Origin of the sequence: Planococcus daihaiensis (genome assembly GCF_049262615.1) — a bacterium.
Classification (GTDB): Bacteria; Bacillota; Bacilli; order Bacillales_A; family Planococcaceae; genus Planococcus.
Window position 1 is genome coordinate 3078281 of the sequence record NZ_CP175504.1, and the last position, 20947, is coordinate 3099227.

Consider the following 20947-nt stretch of genomic DNA (forward strand, 5'->3'; position numbering starts at 1 on the left):
GAGCTATGCGAGTCATACTTCAACGCAGCAAACGAGCATCTGTGACCGTCGATGGCAGCATCACCGGAGAGATTTCTTCCGGTTATGTGCTGCTCGTCGGAATCACACATGAAGATACCAAAGAAGACGCCGATTACTGTGCACGGAAAATCGCGCAAATGCGGCTGTTCGAAGACGAAGACGGCAAGATGAACCGTTCAATTTACGAAAACGGCGGCGACATCCTGTCCATCTCCCAATTCACGTTATACGGCAATATCCGCAAAGGCCGGCGCCCAAGTTTTGTCGAAGCCGCCCGTCCGGACCACGCCGAACCTTTATGGCATTATTTCAATGAAGTATTGCGAAACGAAGGATTAACAGTGGAAGAAGGCGTCTTTGGCGCCATGATGGACGTCGAACTGGTGAACGACGGACCGGTGACGATGATTGTGGAGTCGAAATGATTTAGGGGAACGGCGATGCGGAGAATTCCGCGTCGCCGTTTTTTAAATTAGGGACGTTTTATGGTGTTTATTGCTAAGCGCAACTAAATCGAATGTAACCGCAACTAATCGGAAGTTAACCGCAACTAATTGGCCAATTTCTGCAACTAAATGTCTAAATCGCGCAACTGATGAAATAAATATGCATAATATTACCAATAAAGAACGCATAGATTTTATTTCTCAGACAGAACAGAAAAAGAAGCTGCCCACAGAGGACAGCTTCTTTTTATTTCCCTAATTGTGCATCAAAATAATTGATCGTTCCCTGGTACAAGCCCAACGCCGCCTGTTCGCGGAATTGTGCGGAAGAGATCAGGCGTTCTTCGTTATAATTGCTCAGGAATCCGAGTTCGACCAGCACTGCTGCCTGGCGATTTTCGCGGAGCACCAGGTAATTGCCCGGCTGCACGCCGCGGTCGCGGATCGTCAGCTTATTGCCAAGGCCGGCGTTCAGATAGCTGGCGAGTTCCTTTTGGAAGCCGTGCGTATAATAGGAGGTGAAACCGGAAACGCTATTGTCTTCCGTGGCATCATAATGGATGCTGATAAAAGCATCAGCTGCTGCATTATGTGCTTCTGCCACACGTTTCCGAAGGTCGACATAAACATCCGATTGGCGTGTCATATGCACTTCTGCACCGGCTGCCTGCAGATGCTGCGACAGCAGCTCGGCTGTTTTCAGCGTCAACCCTTTTTCTTCCGTTTTGCGGGCGCCAACTGTGCCGCCGTCATTGCCGCCGTGGCCCGGATCGAGAACAATCGTCAGGCCGTTCAGCGTGCCTTTTTTGCGTGGCGGCTGCTGTTCTTCTTCAGCAACTTCCTGTGCTCCGGCAACCACTACCCACGAGGCAATAAAACCGGTTCCGCCGCCCGAAAGAGCAACTTGATACCAATCGCCTTGTTTCGCCGTGACGGTCAATTGGTCGCCTGCATTGGCGCGAGCGGCCACTTCAGCAGAAGTCGTGGCTTGTGTCCGAATGTTTGTGCCATTCGTTTGGACCGTTACCGTTTCAACGCTGCTGTCGGTTTTTTTCTCGACCGTTTCATTGGAAAGGTGACCATAGAAAGAATAGACCCAGCCGGCTTTATTGCCATCCAATTGAATTTTCACCCAATTGCCTGCAAGTTCGAGCACCGGATAAATTTCCCCTTTTTTAACGATGCCTTGTTTCGATGAGCTCAGATCTGCTTTTTTGCGGACATTCAGCGCGTCCACAGCAATTTCAATGGAAGAGACGTCGCTTGCCGCTGGGGCAGGGTTCGCAGTCGAATTGTCGTTGATGCTTATGTATTGTTTCGAGACAAATCCGCGGTTGCCACGGAATTCCACTTCGACCCAATCGGTTGAATCACTCAAAATGCTGGCCTGTTCACCGGCGTTCATCTGGGTCAGCACCGACGCGGACAGATTTGGCTGCGCCCGCACGTTCAAGCGATTTACCGAAGATACCGCAGTTTTGCTTGAAGCCGTTTCAGCAACTGCAGAACTTTTCGTCAGCCAGGAGGCAATCCAGCCGGTTTCGCCGGAGATGGCAACTTCGATCCAGTCACCGCTTTTCGACACTACTTCGACAGCGTCCCCTTTTTTCATCGAAGCGATCACAGGGTAAGACAGGCCCGGTCCGCTCCGGACGTTGATGGATGCTTCCGACACTTCGATTCCGCTGTTATTCGCGGAGACAGTCGAAATCTCGCCGAATGGCAAAGCCTGTGCAATCAATAGGATCGTGATTATGTATGTAATTATGGACTTTCGATTCATATAGCACCTCCTCTTAAGATGTTGTTTTTATTTTAGCAAATTAATGAACCGAAATGTGAAAAAGGTTGACAATGAGGATGGGAAAATTTAAGATTAAGCTTATTATATGAAACAACACGCCGTTGAAGAAGAAAGTAACCGCATGATTGGCTGATAAGAGAGGGGAAGTCCCAGGCTGCAAACTTCCCTGCAGAAATATGTGGTGAAAAACACTTATGAGGCTCCTTTCTGAACGATGTCCGAACAGGCATCCATTAGGAAGGGACGGAACCGGCCGTTATCCGGGAAAGAGAGGGTGCGATTTTTTTCGCATCAACTAGGGTGGAACCGCGGAAGCTTGAATACAAGCTCTCGTCCCTTGCGCAAGCAAGGGGCGGGGGCTTTTTTGTATGGAAAAAAAGAGGAGTGTTGAACATGGGCAAGAATATCCAATTACCGCGCGGCACCTATGATGTGCTGCCGGACCAATCCGCCAAATGGCAGGAAGTGGAACAGCAAATAAATGAGCTTTGCAGACTTTACCAATACAAAGAAATCCGGACGCCGATCTTTGAGCACACGGAATTGTTCCAGCGCGGTGTCGGCGATACGACCGATATCGTCCAGAAAGAAATGTACACGTTCCAGGACCGCGGCGACCGTTCGCTGACGCTGCGTCCGGAAGGCACAGCATCAGTCGTTCGATCTTATGTTGAAAATAAATTATTCGGTTTGCCGGATCAACCGGTCAAACTGTCCTATATGGGGCCAATGTTCCGTTACGAACGCCCACAGGCAGGGCGCATGCGCCAATTCGTCCAGTTCGGTGTGGAAGCAATCGGCTCGAAAGATCCTGCGATCGACGCGGAAGTGATTTCACTCGCCATGGAAGTGTACCGTTCAGTCGGGTTGAAACAGCTGCGTCTCGTCATTAATTCGCTCGGCGATACAGACAGCCGCATCGCGCACAAAGAAGCGTTGATCCAGCATTTTGAACCAAGAATCAATGAATTTTGCAGCGATTGCCAGGAGCGCCTGACGAAAAATCCGCTGCGCATTCTTGACTGCAAAGTGGACCGCGACCACGAATTGATGGGCACGGCGCCTTCTTTGGCAGATTTCCTCAATGAAGAATCGCAGGCCTATTTCGATGGTGTCAAAGGCTATCTTGAAGCACTGGGCATCGAGTACGTCGTCGATCCGAATCTGGTGCGCGGCCTTGATTATTACAATCACACCGCTTTTGAAATCATGAGCGACGCGGAAGGTTTCGGCGCCATCACGACGCTTTGCGGCGGCGGCCGCTACAACGGCCTTGTCGAAGACCTCGGCGGACCGGAATCACCGGGCATCGGATTTGCCATGAGCATCGAGCGCCTGCTATTGGCACTCGAAATGGAAAAGGTGGAGATCGGCCAATCGGCAGACCTTGACGTTTACGTAGTGGCGATGGACGAATCGACGAAGCAAAAAGCATTCACGGTGGTGCGGGACCTGCGCGCGAAAGGCATTTCTGCCGATATGGATTTCAACGGCCGCAAAGTCAAAGCGCAGATGAAATCAGCGGACCGCAAACACGCCGCATATGTCATCGTCATCGGCGAAACCGAACTCGAAAGCGGCAAAGTGGCCCTGAAAACCATGGCAACCGGCGAGCAGCAGGAGCTGGCTTTTGAAGCGATTGCAGGAGCGATATTAAGTAATAAATAATATTTCGCTTTATTTATATAGAAGAAAAATGTGAAGAAACAATTGGAGGAGTTAGTATGACAAGAACGCATTATTGTGGTGAAGTGAATGAAACGGCTATCGGCCAACGGGTTTCCATCAAAGGGTGGGTCCAGAAACGCAGAGACTTGGGTGGCTTGATATTTGTTGATGTCCGTGACCGTTCGGGTATTGTACAAGCCGTCTTTAATCCCAAAATTTCAATGGAAACTGTTGAAATCGGCGAAAAGCTGCGCAATGAATTCGTTGTCCATATCGAAGGATTGGTCGTAGAACGTGCGGAGGGGCAGATCAACTCATCATTGAAAACCGGTAAAATCGAAATTCAGGTGGATTCGGCAAGCATTATCAACGCTGCCAAAAACCCGCCATTCGCGATTGAAGACAATACAGATGTCAGTGAAGACCTCCGTCTGAAATACCGTTATTTGGACCTTCGCCGCCCGGAAATGTATGAAACGTTCAAAATGCGTTCGGAAGTCACAAAATCCGTCCGCCGTTTCCTTGATGACGAAGGCTTCCTGGAAGTTGAAACACCAATTCTGACGAAATCAACTCCGGAAGGCGCACGGGATTATCTGGTGCCGAGCCGCGTGCATGACGGGGAATTCTACGCGTTGCCGCAATCTCCACAATTGTTCAAGCAAATGCTGATGGTATCAGGTTTTGACAAATATTACCAAATCGCACGCTGTTTCCGTGATGAAGATTTGCGTGCAGACCGCCAGCCGGAATTCACCCAAATCGATATGGAAATGAGTTTCCAGACGATGGAAGATATTCTGGAAATGAATGAACGCTTGATGGTGCAAATGATGAAAGAAGTCAAAGGCATTGAAATCGATCCGAAATTCGAGCGCATGGAATACACGGAAGCGATGGATCGTTTCGGTTCGGATAAACCGGATGTCCGTTTTGGCCTGGAACTGGTGAATGTATCAGACTTGGTGAAGGATTCTTCGTTTAAAGTTTTTGCCGGCGCAGTTGAAAACGGCGGCCAGGTGAAATTGATCAACGTCAAAGGCCAGGCAGCGAACTATTCGCGCAAAGACATCGATGCACTCGGTGAATTTGCCGGACGCTACGGAGCGAAAGGTCTTGCATGGCTGAAAGTTGAAGAGGACGGCGTCAAAGGGCCGATTGCCAAATTCTTCGAAGGCGAAGCGGCTGAATCTTTGATTGGCGCAGCTGATGCTGAAGCGGGAGATTTACTGCTGTTTGTCGCTGATAAAAAATCGGTCGTGGCAGATGCACTGGGAGCTCTTCGCATGAAATTCGGCAAGGAGCTTGGGTTGATCGATGAATCGGTTTATAAATTCCTGTGGATTACCGACTGGCCGCTGTTTGAATACGATGACAAAGAAGGGCGCTATTACGCAGCGCACCATCCATTCACGATGCCGTATGAAGAAGACATCGATAAATTGTCCACTGACCCACAAAATGTCCGCGCGCAGGCCTATGACCTGGTATTGAACGGTTTTGAGCTGGGCGGCGGATCGGCGCGGATTTACCGCCGTGACATCCAGGAGAAAATGTTCGAAGTTCTCGGATTCACTGAAGAGGAAGCACGTTCACAATTCGGATTCCTGATGGATGCATTCGAATATGGAACGCCGCCACACGGGGGCATTGCTTTTGGATTGGACCGTCTCGTGATGCTGTTGGCAGGACGAACAAACCTTCGCGATACTATTGCATTTCCAAAGACAGCCAGTGCCAGCGACCTGTTGACAAATGCACCAAGTCCGGTTGCACAAGATCAGCTTGATGAATTGAGCCTAGTGCTGAATGTTCAGAATAATTCAAAAGTGCTAGACTAAATCGGTTGTAGAATCTTGCGGCGTGTGCTAATATAATCTTAGTAGAGAATCCTGATGTGTTCGTTACAGGCAATTCAGTTTTGACCCAACATTTTGTCGTCGGGAGACCAGATTTCAACGTGGCTAACATGCCTTAACCGGAAGTTATAAGCGGTGAAGAGGTCACCCACCTGCTAGAAGCGGGTTCAAAAACGATATGCAACTCAATGACGGCACGATTGGGATTCTCACTTAAACTTACTATTAACCCCTTCAGCTATTTGCTGGAGGGTTTTTATATGTGTATAATTTCAAATAGGTTAAAACCAACTAAGTTAATCAACATTGAGAGGCAGGAAAACTATGTTACATCAATTTTCACGAAACGAACTGGCAGTAGGCAAAGAAGGAATCGAAATGTTGAAAGATTCAACAGTGGCAATTCTCGGCGTCGGAGGCGTCGGTTCATTCGCAGCTGAAGCCTGTGCAAGAAGCGGTGTCGGCCGCATCATTCTCGTCGACAAGGACAATGTCGACATCACCAACGTCAACCGGCAGCTGGTGGCCAATCTGTCCACAATTGGACAATCGAAAAGTGCCGTCATGAAAAACCGGATCGCTGATATAAATGTAGATTGTGAAGTTATCGATATGCATATGTTCTATACAGAAGATACATTCGAGGAGTTTTTCAGCTACAACCCAGATTATGTCATTGATGCATCCGATACTATGGTTTACAAAGTGCACCTGATGCAAGAATGCCATCGGCGCGGCATCAAAATCATTTCAAGTATGGGCGCCGCCAATAAAACCGATCCCACCCGTTTCAAAATAGCGGATATTTCGAAAACGCATACCGATCCGCTGGCAAAAATCATCCGCAAGAAATTGCGCCAGGCAGGAATCCGCAAAGGAATTCCGGTGGTTTTTTCAGACGAAAGCCCGATTATTGTCCGGGAAGATGTGGTGGAAAACGTCGGCAAACCGGATGCCGCCATCCGCAAAGCGAAAATGCCGCCATCTTCCAATGCCTTTGCCCCTTCGACAGTCGGCTTGATCTGCGCCAGCTGGGTGGTAAATGATATTACATCGTCGATTCCGATCAATCGTGTTCGTACTAATTAAAAAAACCCGGCTCATTTTGAATGAGTCGGGTTTTTTATGGACTTTTGGAAATCAAAAAAGTTCAGTCTCAAAGACAATGAAAAATGCGGAACGCCCATAAAAGTTTCTAATCGCCCGCAAATATTTTTAATCGCCCACAAATTTTCATGAACGCCCGCAAATTAATCTAATCGCCCACAAAAATATTGGAACGCACACAACTACTAATAATGGCTTATGCAACGAAAATCCACGATTTTTTTCAGGAGCTAGCAGTGTATTTCTCTTTATTACTCAGACAATATCAAGAATAATCTTCAAAGCATTGGGGTTCCATCAAAAAATGACCACTCCAAAAGGAATGGCCATTCAAAATACACTTATTTTTTATTTTTCCGAAACGATTTCAACTTTTCATAAATGCCCGCGAATTTTTTCTCTTCACCGGCAATGACCGGTTTGTAGAATTCGGTCTTCTGCAGCTCTTTAGGCAAGTAATCCTGATCGGCCCAGCCGCCGAACGAACCGATCGGGGTATCGTGCGGATATTGATAACCGCCGTGACCAAGTTCGGCGCTGCCGGCGTAATGCGTGTCGCGCAAGTGCATCGGAATGTCGCCGGTCAAGCCTTTATTGATGGCGGCCGAAGCTGCATCAATCGCTTTATAAGCCGAATTGGATTTTTCGGACAGGCACATTTCAGCAACGGCCTGCGCCAGTGGTATGCGCGCTTCCGGCAACCCGAGGCGATCCGCTGCCTGGCACGCGGCCAGCACATGCGGGCCGACAGCCGGGTTGGCGAGGCCGATGTCTTCATAAGCCATCACGAGCAGACGGCGGGTGACAGCCGTCAAGTCACCGTTCTCCAGCAGGTGTGCAAGGTAATACATCGCCGCGTTGATGTCGCTGCCGCGAACGGATTTTTGGAGCGCCGACAATAGATTAAAGAAATGGGAGCCTTTTTTATCGCCGAACACGCCGACTCGTTTGATCATTTGTTCGATCATCTGGTCTTCGACAAGATACTTGCCGTCTTCTTCATCCGATGCGATGACAATTGATTCGAGCATCGTCAGCGCTTTGCGCGCATCTCCATTCGTGCCTTCCGCGATGCGTTCGACCTGAGCCGGCGAAATCACAATTTCTTCACGGCCCAGTCCGCGTTTGGGATCTTCCAATGCCGACTGCAATAAAGAAACGATGTCTTCGTGGGTCAGGCGTTTTAATTGTTTGATTTCGCCGCAGCGGGAGCGGATGGCCGGGTTGACATCATGAAACGGATTCTCCGTCGTTGCACCGATCAGGACGATTGAGCCGCTTTCAACATGCGGCAACAGTGCATCCTGCTGGAGTTTATTGAAGCGGTGGATTTCATCCAGGAAGAGAAGGACTTTGCCGGTGACGCGCGATTCCTTCACAACGTCTTCGACATCTTTTTTGCCGGAAGTGGTCGCGTTCAAAGCGATGAACGGCAAATTCGAGGTGCCGGCAATGGCGTGGGCGATCGACGTCTTGCCGATTCCCGGTTCGCCGTAAAGCAGCATGGATGGCACGTGGCCGTTTTGAATCATTTTATATAAAGCGGTATGCGGTCCGATTACATCGCGCTGTCCGACAACTTCGTCGATGGTGCGCGGCCGCATGCGAAAAGCCAAAGGTTCATTGTGCAATGAAAAAACTCCTCTCGTACATCACTTCATCAGTATATCGCGACACGTTTCAAAAGTCATTGCAAGTCCATAGGGCCTGATTTATGCTATACTGTTTTGAAGATAAATGGAATCTGACTCAGAGGTGTATATATGAAAATTTCGACTAAAGGACGATACGGCTTGACGATTATCATCGCGTTGGGCAAAGAATACGGGGAAGGCCCGATGCCGCTTCGCAAGATTGCAGCGGAGCACGATCTTTCCGAAGCTTATCTGGAGCAATTGGTGGCACCGCTACGCAATGCCGGATTGGTGAAGAGTGTACGCGGCGCTTACGGCGGCTATATGCTGGCACGCCATCCGAGGGAAATTTCAGCGGGCGACGTGATCCGTGTACTGGAAGGGCCAATTCAGCCGGTTGAAGGCATTGAAGATGAAGCGCAGCCGCAGCGCGAATTGTGGATCCGCATTCGCGATGCCGTGAAAAATGTGCTGGATACGACAACAATCGAAGATCTGGCCAATCAGCAGGAATCAACGACCGAAAATTATATGTTCTATATATAAAGGAGTTAAAACGATGAATCGAATTTATCTTGACCATGCGGCCACTTCTCCGATGCATCCGGAAGTGGTCGAATTGTTTTCAAAACATTTAGCGGAAATCTACGGCAACCCTTCGAGCATCCACGGCACCGGCCGCGATGCCCGGAAAGTGCTGGATGAAGCCCGCAGCATGCTTGCAAAGAGCATCAATGCCAATGATCCGGAAATCATTTTCACCAGCGGCGGAACAGAATCGGATAATCTTGCCATTTTCGGCATGGCATTGAAAAAGAGCGGCAAACATATCATCACATCACAAATCGAGCATCACGCAGTGCTTCATGCCTGCCAGAAACTGGAGCGCGACGGCTATGAAGTTACGTACTTACCTGTTGGAAGCGATGGGCTCGTGCAGGCAGATGACGTGAAAAGCGCGCTCAGAGACGATACAATTCTTGTGACGATCATGCTCGGCAACAATGAAGTCGGGAGCTTGCAGCCGATTGCTGAAATCGGTGCGCTATTGGAAGAGACGGAAACGGTTTTCCATACCGACGCGGTCCAGGCTTTCGGCGTGTTACCGATTGATGTCAAGGAATTGAAAGTCGACTTACTGTCCGTATCGGCGCATAAGCTGAACGGGCCAAAAGGCGTCGGGTTTTTGTACCAGCGCAAAGGCGTCGAACTGGCACCGCTCAGTTTTGGCGGAGAGCAGGAACGCAAACGCCGCGCAGGAACGGAAAACGTGCCGGCAATCAGCGCATTTGCAAAGGCTGTCTCATTATCGCTCGGTGCGATGGAGCAAAAAACGAACAGCTTCGAGCAATTCAAACGAATTTTCAAAGAGACGCTCGACAACGCGGGCGTAAGCTATAAAGAGAACGGCGCGCACCAAATGCCGCATATTCTCAACTTGAGCATCCAAGGAATTGAAATCGAATCGTTTCTCGTGAACCTCGATCTTGCCGGCATTTCCGCATCAAGTGGATCGGCCTGCACAGCAGGTTCAATCGATCCGTCCCATGTTTTGGTGGCGATGTACGGAGAACAGGCGGAAGAGGTCCGCAATTCGATCCGCTTCAGTTTTGGTCACGGACTGACCGAACAACAAGTCCGACAAGCGGCTGAAAAAACAGCCCAAATCAGCAAGCGCCTGGCGCTAAAGTGAAAAGGTGATGGATATGACAGAAAAAACACCGCAGGATACGCGGGTAGTTGTCGGCATGTCCGGAGGAGTCGATTCTTCGGTTGCCGCTTATTTATTGAAAGAACAAGGCTACGATGTCATCGGCATCTTCATGAAAAACTGGGATGACACCGACGAAAACGGCGTCTGCACAGCGACGGATGATTACGAAGACGTCATCCGGGTCTGCAACCAAATCGGCATTCCGTATTACGCCGTCAATTTTGAAAAACAATATTGGGATAAGGTTTTCACCTATTTTCTGGAAGAATACAAAGCCGGCAGAACGCCGAATCCAGACGTCATGTGCAATAAAGAAATCAAATTCAAAGCATTCCTGGAGCACGCCTTGAGCCTCGGCGCTGATTATTTGGCGACCGGCCATTACGCACAGGTGGAGCACGCGGAAAACGGCGAAACGAAAATGCTGCGCGGCCAGGATAACAATAAAGACCAGACTTACTTCCTCAACCAATTGGATCAGGAGCAATTATCAAAAGTGATGTTCCCGATCGGCGATATGGAAAAGAAACGCGTGCGCGAAATCGCATTGGAAGCAGGACTTGCCACAGCCACGAAAAAAGATTCGACCGGCATCTGCTTTATTGGCGAGCGCAATTTCAAGGAATTCCTCGGTCAATATCTGCCGGCACAACCAGGAGCGATGGAAACGATGGAAGGCGTCTCGATGGGCACACATGATGGCTTGATGTATTACACAATCGGCCAGCGCCAGGGCCTTGGCATCGGCGGAGCGGGCGATCCGTGGTTCGTCATCGGCAAAGACCTCGACCGCAATATTTTATATGTGGGGCAGAACTTCCACCACGACGCGTTGTATTCAGACAGCCTGAGTGCTGTAAATCTGAGCTTTACTTCAAACACCGCGCCGACGGAGAAATTCGCATGCACAGCCAAATTCCGCTACCGCCAGGAAGATACGAAAGTGACGGTGGAAATCATCGACGGCGAAGCGATTGTCACATTCGACGAGCCGGTTCGCGCCATCACACCGGGACAGGCGGTCGTTTTCTATAACGGCGACGAATGCCTGGGCGGCGGAACAATCGACAAAGTGTTTAAAAAAGGCGCACGCCTTGAATACGTAGGGTAATGGGAGAGATTCGGATGAATTACAATGAAATCGGTATACAGGCCATTCAGGATGGCAAAACCGAACAAGCGGTAGAAGCGTTTACGAAAGCGATCGAAGAAGAACCACAAAATCCGCTCGGCTATATCAATTTCGGCCATGTATTAACTTCAATGGAAGAAACCGAACGGGCCGAGCGCTTTTTCCAAAAAGCGATTACGCTGGACGAAACGTCCGCCACTGCTTATTACGGGTTGGCAAATCTTTATTTCAACGCTGAACGTTTCGAGGAAGCGTTGAAATTGTACGAAAAAGCGGTACAGTATCAATTGGCAGGCGCCGACGCCCATTTCATGATGGGCAAATGCCTGGAGCGGCTTGGCCAGTCGAAATTGGCGCTGCCTTATTTGCAGCGTGCAGTGGAACTCGACCCGACCGATGTTCCGGCGCGCATGAGCTACGGCGTCAGCCTCGCATCGATGGAAATATTCGACTTGGCGGAGCCTCAATTTCTGAAAGTGCTGGAACTGGAGCCGAACCATTCGGATGCACATTATAATCTCGGTGTTTTATATGCCGTTTCAACCAACCGCACGAGCGATGCCATGCATCATCTCGAACAGGCATTTACACTCGATGAAGAAAATGAAATGGCGCGCTATGCGTATGATATGATTAAGACAAATCTGCAATAAAACATGAAAGGGGAACGATCGGCATGACAGGACAAATTGATTTATTCCAGGAAGAAACGCAATTTGTGCTGGGTCGGCCGGTCGTTTCGATTTTTCATAATCCCCAAAATCTTTTCACCATCGCAAAAGTGAAAATCCAACAGACCAACACCTCCTATACAGAAAAAGAAATCATCGTTTCCGGTTATTTTCCGGAACTCTCCATTGAAGAGGAATACCGTTTTACGGGAGCGGTGAAAAACCATCCGCGCTACGGCATCCAGTTTCAGGTGGAGACCTTCTCCAAAGAAGTGCCGGAAACAGAACAAGGCATCGTCCATTATTTGTCGAGCGATATGTTCAACGGCATCGGGCGGAAGACGGCAGAAACCATCGTCAAAAAACTGGGCATGAATGCCATCAAAAAAATTCTGGAAGATCCGGAAGCGCTGGACGTAGTGCCGCGACTGTCCGACGAAAAGAAAGACACGATCCGCTCGACGCTACAGATGAACCTCGGCCTTGAACGGGTGATGATCCAGCTCAATGATTGGGGATTCGGCCCGCAGGTGGGCATGCGCATTTTTCAGGCATACCGCGAAGAGACGATTGACATCCTGACGAAAAATCCTTTTCGCCTTATTGAGGAAATCGAAGGCATCGGATTTCAGCGCGCGGATGAACTCGGCGCCAAACTCGGATTGACCGGCAGCCACCCCGATCGCATCAAAGCGTCGATTCTGCACCTGTTGAATCAGGCGTCTTTATCGGAAGGGCATGTCTACATCGATGCGAAAACCCTGATTCCGCAAGTAAAGGAAATGCTCGAAGCGAGGCAGCAGGAAGAAATTTCGCTCGATGCCATATCCAAAGCGGCCATCGAATTAAATGAAGAATCAAAAGTCGCGGGGGAAGAAACGCGTCTTTATTTGCCGTCGCTGTATTATTCCGAAGTCGGCATTGCGACGAAACTGGAAACTTTGCTTGCTTCCCAGGAAACGCGTGACGGATTTCCATCATCAGAAGTGCGCAAAGCGCTCGGCGAAGCGGAAGAGCGGCTCGGCGTCAATTACGCCGAAACGCAAGTGCAGGCCATCGAATCCAGCATCAATTCATCTGTCATGATCCTGACGGGCGGGCCCGGAACCGGCAAGACGACCGTCGTCCGCGGACTGGTTGAAGTCTATGGCGAGCTCCACGGTTTGTCACTGGATCCGAAAGATTACGCCAAGAAAAAAGAGCCGTTTCCGATCATCCTGGCGGCTCCAACGGGACGCGCCGCAAAACGGCTGAGCGAATCGACGGACCTGCCGGCGATGACGATTCACCGCTTGCTCGGATTTAACGGGCAGGAGCGGGAAGAAGAAACCGAAAAAGAAATCGAAGGCAAACTGATCATCATCGATGAGATGTCGATGGTCGATACGTGGCTTGCACATCAATTGCTGAAGGCTGTGCCGGATGATGCCCAGATTATTTTCGTGGGTGACCAGGATCAACTGCCGCCGGTCGGACCGGGGCAGGTGCTGCGGGATCTTCTTGAATCGAAGCGCATTCCAACAGTTGAACTGACGGATATATACCGCCAGACTTCGGGTTCATCGATCATCGAACTGGCGCATCAGATGAAAAAAGGCCAATTGCCGGCGGACATTACCGCCAAGACGGCAGACCGGTCGTTCATCAAAGCCGGGGCCGAGCAAATACCGGAAGTGGTTGAAAAAGTCGTCAAAAGCGCACTTGCCAAAGGCCATCACATCAAAGACATTCAAGTGCTGGCGCCGATGTACAAAGGGCCGGCGGGAATTGACGCATTGAATAAGCTGATCCAGCAAATGGTCAACCCGAACGATGACGGGCAGCGCAAAGAACTCGTTTTCGGCGACATCACCTACCGCATCAACGACAAAGTGCTGCAGCTCATCAATCAGCCGGAAAGCAATGTCTTCAACGGCGACATGGGCGAAGTGGTCGCCATCATGAAAGCGAAAGAGACGGTCGAAAAGCAGGATTTGCTTGTCGTGTCATTTGACGGCATCGAAGTGACTTACCAGCGCAGCGATTTGAATCAGCTGACTTTGGCGTATTGCTGCTCGATCCATAAATCACAGGGCTCGGAATTTCCGACCGTCATCATGCCGGTCGTCCGCGGCTATATGAAAATGCTGCGGCGCAATCTTCTCTATACAGGCATTACCCGCAGCAAGGATTTTCTGATTCTGTGCGGAGACCCGGGCGTATTCCGCTATGGCGTCGAACGCACCGATGACACCAAACGGCTGACGACTTTGAGAGACCGTTTGTCGCTGTCCGAACCGACAACGGATGGCAATAAAACAGAGAGAGCGGCAGACGAAGTGAAAACTTCTGAACCGCAGATTCTCAAGGAACAACCGGTGCCTGCCGAAACCGAAGGCCCAGTGGCATTAACGAACGATAATGTCCATGCCATCCATCCATTGATCGGCATGAAAGGGGTCACCCCGCGCGACTTTATCGAGTCATAGATTATGCTCTGTGGAACCCTTTCAGCTCCGGCTGTTGACAGGGAACAATTATTTTCCTATAATTCAACTTATACAGATATAGAAAACGTTGATGGAGAAAGTATAAAGTAGCATCCGTTCAGAAATAGGCTCCCCGGCTGAAAGGGCCTTCGCGATGATCCTTTAGAAAGCTACTCCTGAGTGCAGCCAATCCCTGCCGTCAAGCCGCGTTAAGGCACCAATGAGAGACACGGAGATTATGCCGTGTAATTAGGGTGGTACCGCGAACAGATAGCCTTCGTCCCTTGCGTTTACGCAAGGGATGGAGGCTATTTTTATTTTATCCCTGGTCTAATTAATTGGTGTCACAGCCAGATGAAATCGCTCCAACTCTTTTCCGTGCCTCGAAGCTAGCGGAGCGATGCAGAGGCAGGCGGACGCTTTCCGCGGGGAGCGGCCTGAGCCTCCTCGGTCGCTAGCGCGCCCTGCGGGGTCTCAGGACTCACTCTATTCCCGCAGGAAAGACATTGGCCGAAGCCTGCGAGGACAAGTCTTTGCGACGAAGCAGCGGAGCGATGCAGGAGCACATCTTTGCTCTTCGCCGCCTTCCGCTCATTCATCTAATGGTAAATTACTTAGATATGGAGCAAAACAGCGAAGACGCCATGGGGACCAAGCGAAGTGCTGAGATCCACTCGGGCGAAGTGAAACGAGACCGAGTTAGCTCAGCGCAAGCCCCCAGGCAAGCGAAGCTGTTTTGCGGAATATCGGAAATCAATCACAATTAAGTTATTAGGAGGAAAAAACATGAAGAATTTAAAAGCAGAAGAAATCAGACAGCTTTATTTAGACTTTTTTAAAGAAAAAGGCCACGACCAGGAGCCAAGTGCACCGCTCGTGCCATTTGAGGATCCGTCGTTGCTGTGGATCAACAGCGGTGTGGCGACTTTAAAGAAATATTTCGACGGCCGCGTCATTCCGAAAAATCCGCGTATTGTTAACGCACAAAAATCAATCCGCACGAACGACATCGAAAACGTCGGGGTGACGGCACGCCACCATACTTTCTTCGAAATGCTCGGAAATTTCTCGATTGGTGAATACTTCAAAAAAGAAGCGATTCACTGGGCATGGGAATTTTTGACAGAAGAGAAATGGATCGGCTTCGATCCGGAACTCTTGTCGGTGACGGTTCACCCGGAAGATGAAGAAGCTTACGGCATCTGGCTCAACGAAGTCGGTGTACCGCCGGAACGCATCATCCGTTTGGAAGGGAATTTCTGGGATATCGGCGAAGGTCCAAGTGGTCCGAACTCGGAAATATTCTATGACCGCGGCGAAAGCTACGGCAACGATCCGAACGACCCGGAATTGTATGCGGGCGGAGAAAATGACCGTTACCTGGAAATCTGGAATCTGGTATTTTCACAGTTTAACCATAATGCGGATCACACGTATACGCCGCTGCCAAAACAGAACATCGATACAGGGATGGGACTTGAGCGGATGGCATGTGTCGTTCAGGACGTTCCGACGAACTTCGATACCGATCTGTTTATGCCGATCATTCGGAAAACCGAAGAGGTTTCCGGCAAGAAGTACGGCGAAGACAAAGAAGGCGATCTTGCATTCAAAGTCATTGCCGACCACGTGCGGACAGTCGCTTTTGCAATCGGCGACGGTGCGTTGCCATCCAATGAAGGCCGCGGTTATGTGCTGCGCAGACTTCTGCGCCGGGCAGTCCGCTACGCGAAAAAATTGGGCATTGAGAAACCGTTCCTGTTCGAATTGGTGCCGGTTGTCGGCAACATCATGAAAACGTTCTACCCGGAAGTGAGCGATAAAGAAGACTTTATTGTGCGCGTTATGAAACTGGAAGAAGAACGTTTCCACGAAACATTGAATGACGGGCTGGCAATTCTGTCGAGCGTTTCGGATAAGCAAAAGGCTGCCGGCAGCAATGAAATCCCGGGTGAAGACGCGTTCCGTCTTTACGACACTTACGGTTTCCCGATCGAGCTGACGGAGGAATACGCACAAGAAGCAGGCATGTCAATCGACCATGCAGGCTTTGAAAGCGCGATGAAAGCACAGCGCGACCGTGCCCGCAGCGCCCGCCAGAATGTCAATTCGATGCAGACCCAATCAGAAGTTCTCGGCAATATTACGGAACCGAGTGAATTTATCGGTTACACAAATACAGTTGCTGAAGCGAATGTGCTGTTCATCGTCAAAGACGGCGAACTCGTTGACTCTGCGCAGGAAGGCGAAGAAGTTCAGGTAATTCTGGACCAGACGCCATTCTATGCGGAAAGCGGTGGACAGATTGCGGATCACGGCATCTTGCGCAATGACCTCGTGCAGGCATTTGTGCTGGATGTTAAAAAGGCGCCGAATGGCCAAAATATCCATTCTGTCCGAATCGACTCCGGGGAATTGACGAAAACAGCTGTTACAGCCCAAGTGGATTCCGCTGAACGCAGTCATACAGTGAAAAACCACACCGCGACGCATCTCTTGCATCAAGCATTGAAGGATGTTCTCGGCAGCCACGTCAACCAGGCAGGATCATATGTAGGACCCGACCGTCTGCGTTTCGACTTTTCGCATTTCGGCCAGGTGACGCCTGAAGAACTCGAAAAAATTGAAACGGCTGTAAACAATAAAATCTGGGACAGCATTGCGGTTGCGACCGGCTATCATAACTTGCAGGAAGCAAAAGAGATGGGGGCAATGGCCCTGTTCGGTGAAAAATACGGAGATGTTGTCCGTGTTGTGGAAATCGGCGGCTACTCGCTCGAACTATGCGGCGGCGTCCATGTCGGCAACACAGCGGAAATCGGGTTATTCAAACTTGTCTCGGAAAGCGGCATCGGTGCCGGCATCCGACGCATCGAAGCGCTGACGGGCAAAGGTGCTTACGAAAGCATGAAAAACAGCGAAGACACTTTAGCGGAAACGGCTGCTTTATTGAAATCGAATCCGAAAGATATTGTCCAGAAAGTTCAAACTTTCCTATCGGATCTGAAAGCATTGCAGCGTGAAAACGAATCGCTGATGGCGAAGATCTCCAATGCGCAGTCTGCCGGCATCCTGGATGCGGTTCAAACTGTGGGAGACGTTCAAGTGTTAGCGGCACGCGTTGAAGCGAAAGACAATAACCAATTGCGCCAGATGCTGGATGATCTGAAAGGGAAATTGGACAATGCAGTGATTGTGCTGGGGGCAGTGGACGGCGATAAAGTCATGCTTGCGGCGGGAGTGACAAAAGAATTGGCAGGCGGCAATTATCACGCCGGTCAAATCGTCAAACATGTGGCAGAGCAATGCGGAGGCAAAGGCGGCGGACGTCCGGATATGGCAATGGCCGGAGCAAAAGAACCCGACAAATTGGACAGTGCACTCGCGTCAGTCTACGACTTAGTCAAATAGGTTTAATAAATGCCACCTATCGTATATAATGGGAATCAGGCAGCGGAAAAGGTTTGACCTATTTAAATCCGAAAGCGAGGTGCTTATCGTGAGTTCATTCGATCGCACAATGAAATTTGATTCGTCTGATGAATCGATGGAGCAGGATGTTAAACGAGTGATGCTGGAAGTACATGCATCCTTGGAAGAAAAAGGCTATAACCCGATTAACCAGATAGTCGGCTATCTATTATCCGGTGACCCGGCTTATATTCCTCGCCATCAGGATGCAAGAAATAAAATTCGCAAACTTGAACGGGATGAAATGCTGGAAGAGCTTGTGAAGTTTTATATCAAAAAGAATAATGAGGAATAAATTATGAGAATTATGGGGCTGGATGTAGGTTCTAAAACAGTCGGCGTTGCAATCAGCGACGCACTCGGCTGGACGGCTCAGGGCATTGAGACTGTAAAAATCAATGAAGTAATTGAAGAATTCGGCATGGACCGCCTGGGCGAACTGATCAGCCAATACGAGGTGACAGAAGTCGTGGTCGGCTATCCGAAGAACATGAACAATTCCATCGGCCCACGGGCAGAAGCATCCGAAAGATTTGCAGCTTTGCTCAAAGAAGCGTATGCTATACCAGTGGTATTATGGGATGAACGGCTTACGACAGCGGCAGCTGAAAAGATGCTGATCTCCGCGGATGTCAGCCGGAAGAACCGCAAAAAAGTGATCGACAAGATGGCCGCAGTCATGATTCTGCAAGGCTATCTTGATTTTAAAAAATGATGAGGTGACGACAATGGAACACGGACAAGAGCACATTACAGTCGTTGATGAAAACGGCAACGAACAATTATTTGAAGTTTTGTTTACATTTGACTCAGAAGATTTCGGAAAATCCTATGTTTTGTATTTCCCGGTAGGCGCTGAAGAAGATGACGAAGGCGAAATCGAAATTCAGGCATCTTCATTCACTGAAAGCACAGACGCTGACGGTAAAGTGGACGGCGGAGCATTATTGCCGGTTGAAACGGATGAAGAATGGGATATGATCGAAGAAATGCTGAACACTTTTCTTGCTGAAGAAGATGAAAACGAAGAGCTTTAATTACAGGAAGGCGGAATTGAAATCAAATTCCGCCTTTTTCTTTTGCTCAGATTTCTTGTATAATGGGATAGAATAGGTAAGGGGGAGAACCCGTGGAAAACAAGTCGAAGCTGGATATCATGTTTGACCGCATGAAAGAGAAGAAAAAAGAAGTGAAAGTGGTGCGCCGAATCGTTTTTGCAATTATGCTTATTCTATTGATCGCCGCAGCAATTTTAGGCTATCAAGGCTATAATTACGTGACCTCAGCTTTGGCGCCGGTGGATCCGGAGTCAGAGGAAGTCGTTGAAGTGGAAGTTCCGATCGGTTCGAATCTTGACAGCATTGCAGCATTGTTGGAAGAGAACGGCATCATCGAAGATGCCCGCATCTATAAATACTATGTGAAGTTCAATAACGAATCGGAATTCCAGGCAGGAACATACGGTTTGCTGCCCTCCATGACATTGGATGAAATCACTGAAAGTTTGAAAACCGGCAAAGTTTATCGTGAACCTCTGTTCACCATCAACTTTCCCGAAGGTTTGACACTCGATCAGATTGCCGAAAATGTCATTGCTGAAAAGACCGATCACACGGCTGAAGAGTTTATGGCCAAAGTGACGGATGAAGCTTATATCGACAATCTGATGGCGAATTATCCGGGTCTCCTGACAGAAGAAATTAAAGGAGAGAATATCCGGTATGCGCTTGAAGGCTATTTATTCCCTGCCACATATCCATTCTATGACGAAGATCCTTCGCTGGAATTGATCATCGAAGGAATGCTGGATGCGACACAGGCGAATATCTCACCGTATTCTGTGGTTCTCGAAGAAATGGAAAAGACGCCTCACTGGCTGCTGACTTATGCTTCCTTGTTGGAAGAAGAAGCAACGGCAAAGTCGGATCGTGAAATCATTGCCTCGGTCTTTAATAACCGCATGAAAGAGGGGATGCGGCTGCAGACTGACCCGACTGTCATTTATGCAATGGGCGAGCACCGCGAGCGGCTGTTCAACGAAGACTATAAATTTGAACATCCGTACAGCACCTATACCAATGAAGGATTGCCGCCCGGCCCGATTGCCTCTGCCGGTGCTTCCTCTATTGAAGCGGTTCTCGATCCGGCAGAAACGGAATTTTTCTACTTCCTGGCCGACTCGGAAGGCACCAATCATTTTGCTGAAACTTATGAAGAACATCTTGCAAATCGCGATAAGTATATAGGCAATTAATGGAACAAGAAGGATGCGACCTCGCATTCCTTCTTGTTTTATGTTATCATTTGAAGGAATTTTTGCTGTTTCGAAAAGGGGCTTCAACGTATGGACGACAAGCAATTTGACACCACACTTGTGGCGATGAAAAAGTTCGCCAAAGAACAGCATGTGCCAATTATGGAAGATGAAGGCATCAGCCATCTGACGGCTTTATTGACAGAGCAAAAGCCCGCCAGCATTCTTGAAATCGGTTCTGCCATCGGCTTTTCCGCTCTGAAAATGGCGCAGGCTTTGCCGGATGCAACCATTGACACGATTGAGCGGGATGAACAGCGGTATCAAAAAGCGGTAGAATTTATCGGAGCAACCGGTCTGCAGGAACGGATCAGCATATACTGGCAGGACGCGCTCGAAATGGATATTGCTTTACTTGGGGATGGCTACGATGCTATTTTTATCGATGCGGCAAAAGGCCAATATGAACGTTTTTTTGAAAAATACGAAGTTTTGCTTAATGAGGGCGGAACAATATATTGTGATAATATGCATATGCACGGCATGTCCAGTGTTCCGCTGTTGGAAATTCCCCGAAGAAAGCGCACGATGATCCGCAATCTGAGGACGTTCAAGGAGCGGATGATGGCGCATGGCGATTATGACACGAAACTGCTCGAAATCGGGGACGGCATCATAGTGTGCAAAAAGCGCTAGAA

Annotated in this window: 17 protein-coding genes, 1 other RNA gene and 2 other annotated features; of the genes, 16 read left to right on the forward strand and 2 right to left on the reverse strand. The window is 49.3% G+C overall.

Translation table 11 applies throughout. The features are described from left to right. The first annotated feature begins 5 nt into the window (after nucleotides 1-5). The gene (dtd, locus tag DHX103_RS15295) at nucleotides 6-446 is read left to right on the forward strand and encodes a D-aminoacyl-tRNA deacylase (protein WP_422123081.1); all 441 of its coding nucleotides are present in this window, start codon (nucleotides 6-8) and stop codon (nucleotides 444-446) included. 268 nt (nucleotides 447-714) lie between these two features. Here dtd and DHX103_RS15300 read toward each other — a convergent pair whose 3' ends face one another. After that, a complete protein-coding gene (locus tag DHX103_RS15300) occupies nucleotides 715-2250 on the reverse strand; it encodes an SH3 domain-containing protein (protein WP_422123082.1) in 1536 nt (511 codons plus the stop codon). A gap of 113 nt (nucleotides 2251-2363) precedes the next feature. Beyond that, nucleotides 2364-2612, forward strand: a binding site (T-box leader). Between the two features lie 52 nt (nucleotides 2613-2664). Between DHX103_RS15300 and hisS the strand changes: the two genes are divergently transcribed. The 4 genes from hisS to DHX103_RS15320 all read left to right on the forward strand — a co-directional run bounded on the left by hisS (nucleotide 2665) and on the right by DHX103_RS15320 (nucleotide 6887). Further along, entirely contained in the window at nucleotides 2665-3939 is a 1275-nt protein-coding gene (hisS, locus tag DHX103_RS15305; protein ID WP_422123083.1) for a histidine--tRNA ligase, read from the forward strand. Nucleotides 3940-3995: 56 nt separating this feature from the next. Further along, nucleotides 3996-5780 carry an aspartate--tRNA ligase gene (gene aspS, locus DHX103_RS15310; protein WP_422123084.1) on the forward strand — a complete coding sequence of 595 codons (1785 nt, stop codon included), beginning with the start codon at nucleotides 3996-3998 and terminating at the stop codon, nucleotides 5778-5780. Between the two features lie 45 nt (nucleotides 5781-5825). Further along, nucleotides 5826-6009: non-coding RNA, 6S RNA (ssrS, locus tag DHX103_RS15315), on the forward strand. A 113-nt stretch (nucleotides 6010-6122) separates the two neighbouring features. Then, nucleotides 6123-6887, forward strand: coding sequence for a tRNA threonylcarbamoyladenosine dehydratase (locus tag DHX103_RS15320; protein WP_422123085.1), 765 nt, complete (start codon nucleotides 6123-6125; stop codon nucleotides 6885-6887). Between the two features lie 359 nt (nucleotides 6888-7246). Here the strand turns inward: DHX103_RS15320 and DHX103_RS15325 are convergent, their stop codons facing one another. Further along, entirely contained in the window at nucleotides 7247-8536 is a 1290-nt protein-coding gene (locus tag DHX103_RS15325; protein WP_422123086.1) for a replication-associated recombination protein A, read from the reverse strand. Between the two features lie 132 nt (nucleotides 8537-8668). On the opposite strand from DHX103_RS15325, the gene cymR reads away from it, so the two are divergent. The 11 genes from cymR to DHX103_RS15380 all read left to right on the forward strand — a co-directional run bounded on the left by cymR (nucleotide 8669) and on the right by DHX103_RS15380 (nucleotide 20945). Beyond that, entirely contained in the window at nucleotides 8669-9085 is a 417-nt protein-coding gene (cymR, locus tag DHX103_RS15330) for a cysteine metabolism transcriptional regulator CymR (protein ID WP_144839102.1), read from the forward strand. A gap of 13 nt (nucleotides 9086-9098) precedes the next feature. Continuing rightward, a complete protein-coding gene (locus DHX103_RS15335; protein WP_422123087.1) occupies nucleotides 9099-10232 on the forward strand; it encodes a cysteine desulfurase family protein in 1134 nt (377 codons plus the stop codon). Nucleotides 10233-10245: 13 nt separating this feature from the next. After that, the gene (gene mnmA, locus DHX103_RS15340) at nucleotides 10246-11364 is read left to right on the forward strand and encodes a tRNA 2-thiouridine(34) synthase MnmA (RefSeq protein WP_422123088.1); all 1119 of its coding nucleotides are present in this window, start codon (nucleotides 10246-10248) and stop codon (nucleotides 11362-11364) included. Nucleotides 11365-11378: 14 nt separating this feature from the next. Further along, nucleotides 11379-12038, forward strand: a complete 660-nt coding sequence (locus DHX103_RS15345; protein WP_422123089.1) for a tetratricopeptide repeat protein — start codon at nucleotides 11379-11381, stop codon at nucleotides 12036-12038. Nucleotides 12039-12061: 23 nt separating this feature from the next. Next, nucleotides 12062-14524: an ATP-dependent RecD-like DNA helicase gene (locus DHX103_RS15350; protein ID WP_422123090.1), complete on the forward strand. Its 2463-nt coding sequence runs from the start codon at nucleotides 12062-12064 to the stop codon at nucleotides 14522-14524. 79 nt (nucleotides 14525-14603) lie between these two features. After that, nucleotides 14604-14812 (forward strand) — a binding site (T-box leader). A gap of 498 nt (nucleotides 14813-15310) precedes the next feature. Beyond that, the gene (alaS, locus tag DHX103_RS15355) at nucleotides 15311-17935 is read left to right on the forward strand and encodes an alanine--tRNA ligase (RefSeq protein WP_422123091.1); all 2625 of its coding nucleotides are present in this window, start codon (nucleotides 15311-15313) and stop codon (nucleotides 17933-17935) included. An 88-nt stretch (nucleotides 17936-18023) separates the two neighbouring features. After that, a complete protein-coding gene (locus DHX103_RS15360) occupies nucleotides 18024-18290 on the forward strand; it encodes an IreB family regulatory phosphoprotein (RefSeq protein WP_144839114.1) in 267 nt (88 codons plus the stop codon). Nucleotides 18291-18293: 3 nt separating this feature from the next. Continuing rightward, a complete protein-coding gene (gene ruvX, locus DHX103_RS15365) occupies nucleotides 18294-18710 on the forward strand; it encodes a Holliday junction resolvase RuvX (RefSeq protein WP_422123092.1) in 417 nt (138 codons plus the stop codon). Between the two features lie 13 nt (nucleotides 18711-18723). Continuing rightward, entirely contained in the window at nucleotides 18724-19032 is a 309-nt protein-coding gene (locus tag DHX103_RS15370) for a DUF1292 domain-containing protein (RefSeq protein ID WP_422123093.1), read from the forward strand. A gap of 92 nt (nucleotides 19033-19124) precedes the next feature. Beyond that, entirely contained in the window at nucleotides 19125-20249 is a 1125-nt protein-coding gene (gene mltG, locus DHX103_RS15375; RefSeq protein WP_422123094.1) for an endolytic transglycosylase MltG, read from the forward strand. 90 nt (nucleotides 20250-20339) lie between these two features. Then, nucleotides 20340-20945, forward strand: a complete 606-nt coding sequence (locus DHX103_RS15380) for an O-methyltransferase (protein WP_422123095.1) — start codon at nucleotides 20340-20342, stop codon at nucleotides 20943-20945. Nucleotides 20946-20947 lie beyond the last annotated feature (2 nt).

Excerpts from the sequence above, each read along its gene's own strand:
- dtd (WP_422123081.1), top strand. The coding sequence starts at position 6 with ATGCGAGTCATACTTCAACGCAGCAAACGAGCATCTGTGACCGTCGAT.
- DHX103_RS15300 (WP_422123082.1), bottom strand. The coding sequence starts at position 2,250 with ATGAATCGAAAGTCCATAATTACATACATAATCACGATCCTATTGATT.
- hisS (WP_422123083.1), top strand. The coding sequence starts at position 2,665 with ATGGGCAAGAATATCCAATTACCGCGCGGCACCTATGATGTGCTGCCG.
- aspS (WP_422123084.1), top strand. The coding sequence starts at position 3,996 with ATGACAAGAACGCATTATTGTGGTGAAGTGAATGAAACGGCTATCGGC.
- DHX103_RS15320 (WP_422123085.1), top strand. The coding sequence starts at position 6,123 with ATGTTACATCAATTTTCACGAAACGAACTGGCAGTAGGCAAAGAAGGA.
- cymR (WP_144839102.1), top strand. The coding sequence starts at position 8,669 with ATGAAAATTTCGACTAAAGGACGATACGGCTTGACGATTATCATCGCG.
- DHX103_RS15335 (WP_422123087.1), top strand. The coding sequence starts at position 9,099 with ATGAATCGAATTTATCTTGACCATGCGGCCACTTCTCCGATGCATCCG.
- mnmA (WP_422123088.1), top strand. The coding sequence starts at position 10,246 with ATGACAGAAAAAACACCGCAGGATACGCGGGTAGTTGTCGGCATGTCC.
- DHX103_RS15345 (WP_422123089.1), top strand. The coding sequence starts at position 11,379 with ATGAATTACAATGAAATCGGTATACAGGCCATTCAGGATGGCAAAACC.
- DHX103_RS15350 (WP_422123090.1), top strand. The coding sequence starts at position 12,062 with ATGACAGGACAAATTGATTTATTCCAGGAAGAAACGCAATTTGTGCTG.
- alaS (WP_422123091.1), top strand. The coding sequence starts at position 15,311 with ATGAAGAATTTAAAAGCAGAAGAAATCAGACAGCTTTATTTAGACTTT.
- ruvX (WP_422123092.1), top strand. The coding sequence starts at position 18,294 with ATGAGAATTATGGGGCTGGATGTAGGTTCTAAAACAGTCGGCGTTGCA.
- DHX103_RS15370 (WP_422123093.1), top strand. The coding sequence starts at position 18,724 with ATGGAACACGGACAAGAGCACATTACAGTCGTTGATGAAAACGGCAAC.
- DHX103_RS15380 (WP_422123095.1), top strand. The coding sequence starts at position 20,340 with ATGGACGACAAGCAATTTGACACCACACTTGTGGCGATGAAAAAGTTC.